This window comes from Sphingomonas bacterium, from assembly GCF_903643065.1.
Lineage (GTDB): Bacteria > Pseudomonadota > Alphaproteobacteria > Sphingomonadales > Sphingomonadaceae > Sphingomonas.
The window spans coordinates 1-4,055 of record NZ_CAHJWX010000268.1 but is presented as its reverse complement, the minus strand read 5'-3'; the positions used below and the strand labels follow the sequence as shown (position 1 = coordinate 4,055).

General features: G+C 69.1%; 2 protein-coding genes and 1 pseudogene. 2 read left to right on the top strand and 1 reads right to left on the bottom strand.

Annotated features, from left to right (window positions below):
- Positions 1–43 precede the first annotated feature (43 nt).
- Positions 44–1,378, bottom strand: coding sequence for a histidinol dehydrogenase (gene hisD / locus HUU95_RS10090; RefSeq protein WP_174279993.1), 1,335 nt, complete (start codon positions 1,376–1,378; stop codon positions 44–46).
- Positions 1,379–1,645: 267 nt separating this feature from the next.
- On the opposite strand from hisD, the gene HUU95_RS10085 reads away from it, so the two are divergent.
- Positions 1,646–3,841 carry a TonB-dependent receptor gene (locus HUU95_RS10085; protein WP_174279992.1) on the top strand — a complete coding sequence of 732 codons (2,196 nt, stop codon included), beginning with the start codon at positions 1,646–1,648 and terminating at the stop codon, positions 3,839–3,841.
- A pseudogene (locus tag HUU95_RS10080) lies at positions 3,828–4,055 on the top strand (PepSY domain-containing protein); the annotation flags it as partial. The gene HUU95_RS10085 and the pseudogene HUU95_RS10080, both read left to right, overlap by 14 nt.

Below are 4,055 nucleotides of genomic sequence, written 5' to 3'. Positions count from 1 at the left end.
CGGCCGTTCAGGCGCAGGCTCGGCGTCCGGGGCAGCGTCACGCTCACTCCGCCGCGACGGCCTCGCGCGGTTCCGCCCGGCCGCCGTACGGTACGTTGCGGCCGCCGTGGCGGCGCACGCGCACATTGGCCTGTTCGCCATGGCCGATAAAGCCTTCGAGCGCGCAGAGCCGGCTACAATATTCGCCGATCATCGCCGACGCCTCGTCGGTCAGGACGCGCTGGAAGGTGCAGGTCTTGAGGAACTTGCCGACCCACAGACCGCCGGTATAGCGCGCCGCCTTGCGCGTCGGCAGCGTGTGATTGGTGCCGATCACCTTGTCGCCATAGGCGACGTTGGTGCGCGCGCCGAGGAACAGCGCGCCGTAATTGGTCATGTTCTTGAGGAAGTAGTCGGGGTCGCGCGTCATCACCTGGACGTGCTCGGACGCGATCTCGTCGGCGACGCGCACCATCTCGGCGTCGTCCTCCACCACGATCACCTCGCCATAGGCCTCCCACGCCTTGCGCGCGTAATCGGCGGTCGGCAGGATCGCCAGGATGCGGTCGATCTCCGCCAGCGTCTCGCGCGCCAGCTTCTCCGAGGTGGTCAGCAGGATCGCGGGGCTGTCGGGGCCGTGCTCCGCCTGGCCCAGCAGGTCGGTCGCGCACAGCTCGCCATCGGCGCCGACCTCGTCGGCGATGACCAGCGTCTCGGTCGGGCCGGCGAACAGATCGATGCCGACGCGGCCGAACAGCTGGCGCTTGGCCTCAGCGACGAAGGCGTTGCCGGGGCCGACCAGGATGTCGACCGAGGCAATGCTCTGCGTGCCCAGCCCCATCGCCGCCACCGCCTGGATCCCGCCCAGGCAATAGATCTCGTCGGCGCCCGCCATCGCCTGCGCCGCGACGATCGCCGGCGCGGGCTTGCCCTGGAACGGCGGCGCGCAGGTGACGACGCGCGGCACGCCCGCCACCTTGGCGGTGATGACGCTCATATGCGCGGACGCCAGCAGCGGATATTTGCCACCCGGGACATAGCAGCCGGCCGCGTTGAGCGGGATGTTCTTGTGCCCGAGCACGACGCCGGGCAACGTCTCGACCTCGACGTCCTTCATGCTGTCGCGCTGGATCTGCGCGAAGTTGCGGACCTGGATCTGCGCGAACTCGATGTCCTTCAGGTCCTGGCCGGACAGCTGGTCCATGCAGCCCTGGATCTCGTCGGTGGTCAGCCGGTAGGAGTCGCGGTCCCATTTGTCGAACTTGATCGACAGGTCGCGGACCGCCGCGTCGCCGCGCGTCTCGATGTCGGCGAGGATGCCTTCGACGGCGTCGCGAACCTGGCGGTCGTTCGTCGCGCGCGTCTCCGCGGTCGCGCCACGCTTCAGATACTGGACCATTGCTGCTCTCCCGAACCGGAAAGCCCCCTCGTACCCGAGCGCCTCCCGTCATTCCAGCCCGAAGCGTTAGGCGGCCTGGCGGCCACGCGGTAGAGCGCGAAGCGCCTCTGGCGATAGCGTCCTGGTATCAAGAACGTCCCGGAGCCGCGCGCGGACGTCCGGTTACATCGATGTTACACGCCAGGACGACGGGTTCGCGACCGTTCGGAACTGACGTGACGGCTCGGAGATCGCCATCACCGCCCCGATCAAGAGGGAGGGAGAGGCATGAACGGGTATCGTCGCGCACGCTGGTCGCTGGCCGCCGCGCTGGCGCAATCGCTGCCGCACGCGGCGCTAGCCCAGGCGGCGGCGCCGGCGTCGGTCGACAAGGATGACATCCTCGTCGTCGCGCGGCGCGATCGGCTGACCACGCCGACCGAGACGGGCAGCCGGCTCGGCCTGTCGGCGCTCCAGACGCCCGCCAGCGTCGCGGCGATCGATGGCGAGGAGGCGCGGGCGCGCGGCGACCTGACGATCGTCGATGCGGTGACGCGCGCGCCCGGCATCACCAGCACCGCCAATCCGGGGAACGGCTATACCGCGCTCGCCGCGCGGGGGTTCGACGGGCAGGGCTCGGTGCTCCAGCTGGTCGACGGCATCCGCCTGTTCCCGGTCGCGGGCACGATCACCTTCCCGACCGACCCGTGGAACGTCGACCGCATCGAGGTGCTGAGCGGGCCCGCGTCCGTCCTCTACGGGCAGGGGGCGTTGGGCGGCGCGGTCAACACGATCACCAAGAAGCCCGATCCGTCGCGCACGACGATCGACGGCGAGGCGGCGTTCGGGTCGCAGGACACCGCGCATGTCGCGGCCGGCCTTGGCGGCCCGATCGACCCGGTGCTCGCCTATCGGCTGGACGCGAGCTACCGGCGCTCGGACGGCATCGTCGATCGCGGCGGCTCGCGATCGCTCGCGCTGGCGGGTGCGCTTCGCTACGCGCCGACCGATCGGCTCGCCTTCACGATCCGCGACGATTACGGCTATCAGGAGCCACAAAAATATTTCGGCACGCCGCTAATCGACGGCCGCCTCGACCCGGCGATCCGCGTGCGCAACTACGACGTCGCCGATGCCGACGTGCACTTCCGCGACAACCGGACGACGTTCACCACCGACTGGCAGGTCTCGCCGGCGTTCAGCGTCACCAACGCCGCCTATCGCCTCACCAGCAAGCGATTGTTCAAGGACCTGGAGAGCTATTGCTATGTCGCGGCGGACGGAAACTGCCCGGCGGGGTTCAACGACGGTCGCCAGCCGCCCGGCCGCATCTTCCGCACCGACAATCTGGGCATCGTCCACGACCAGACGCAAGTTGGTGACCAGGGCAGCGCCCGGTTGAGCACCCCGCTCGGCGGCGGCCTCGCGAACGATCTCGTCGTCGGCTTCGACGTCAACTCGATCAAGCTGATCTACTCGAACGATTTCGGATCGGACACGCAGGAGGACACCGTCGATCCGCGCGCCTTCGACCCCGGCCGGTTCCTCGATACGCAGGGGATCGCGCCGCGCTATCGGACGCGCACGACCGAGTACAGCCTGTACGGCGAGGATCGGCTGAAGCTCGGCGAGGCGCTGTCGCTGGTCGGCGGCATCCGCGCCGAGCACGACCATGTGACGCGCTACAACATCGCCTATGGCGCGAACGGCGCGACGACCGAGACCAACGCGTTTCCCAACAACGGCGCGAAGAACCTGCACGACGTGACCTGGCGCGTCGGCGCGGTCTATCAGCCGGCGCCGACGGTCTCGCTCTACGGGCAATACGCGACCGGGGTCGATCCGCTCGGCACGCTGACCACCTTCACCACCAACGCCACGCAATTCTACTTCACCAACGCGACCGGCGATCAGGTGGAGGCGGGCGCCAAGGCGAGTTTCCTGAGCGGTCGGGGCGCCGCGACGCTGGCGGCCTATCGTATCGTCAAGCATGATCTGGTGGCGCAGCAGACGCCGACCAGCCCGGTCGATCAGGTCGGCCAGCGCTCCGCCAAGGGCATCGAGGCGTCGGTGACGCTGGACCTCGCCGCCGGTTTCGGCATCGACGCGAACGGCACGATCCTCGACGCGCGCTATGACGATTTCGTCAGCGGCGGCACGATCTATACCGGCAACACCCCGCCCAACGTGCCCGAGCGCGCGGGCAATCTGTGGCTGCGCTGGAGCGGCACCGATCGCGTCCAGGCGCGCGCGGGATTGCGCTATGTCGGGCGCAGCTTCTCCGACAACGCCAACCGGTTCCGCGTGCCCGGCTATGCGGTGGTCGACGGATCGGTCAGCATCGCGCTGACGCGGCGGATCGCGCTGGACGCGCGGCTCTCCAACCTGCTCGACAAGGATTATGCGATCACCAGCTACAATCCCCAGCAATGGATCCTCGGCCGGCCACGCTCGATCGACGTGGCGCTTCGTGCCCGCTTCTAGCCGGCGCACGGGCCAGCGGGCGAAGCGCTGGCTGTACGTGACGCACCGCTGGATCGGCATCGCCAGCTGCCTGTTCTTCGCGATGTGGTTCGCGTCGGGGCTGGTGATGATCTACGTGCCGTTCCCCGCGCTGACGCGGACGGAGCGGCTGGCGGGATCGCCGGCGATCGACTGGCGCCGGGTGCGGGTCGGTCCGGCCGCGGCGCTGGCGGCG

What these genes read in the sequence shown, in the direction of transcription:
- hisD (WP_174279993.1), bottom strand. Translation starts at nt 1,378, where the DNA reads ATGGTCCAGTATCTGAAGCGTGGCGCGACCGCGGAGACGCGCGCGACG.
- HUU95_RS10085 (WP_174279992.1), top strand. Translation starts at nt 1,646, where the DNA reads ATGAACGGGTATCGTCGCGCACGCTGGTCGCTGGCCGCCGCGCTGGCG.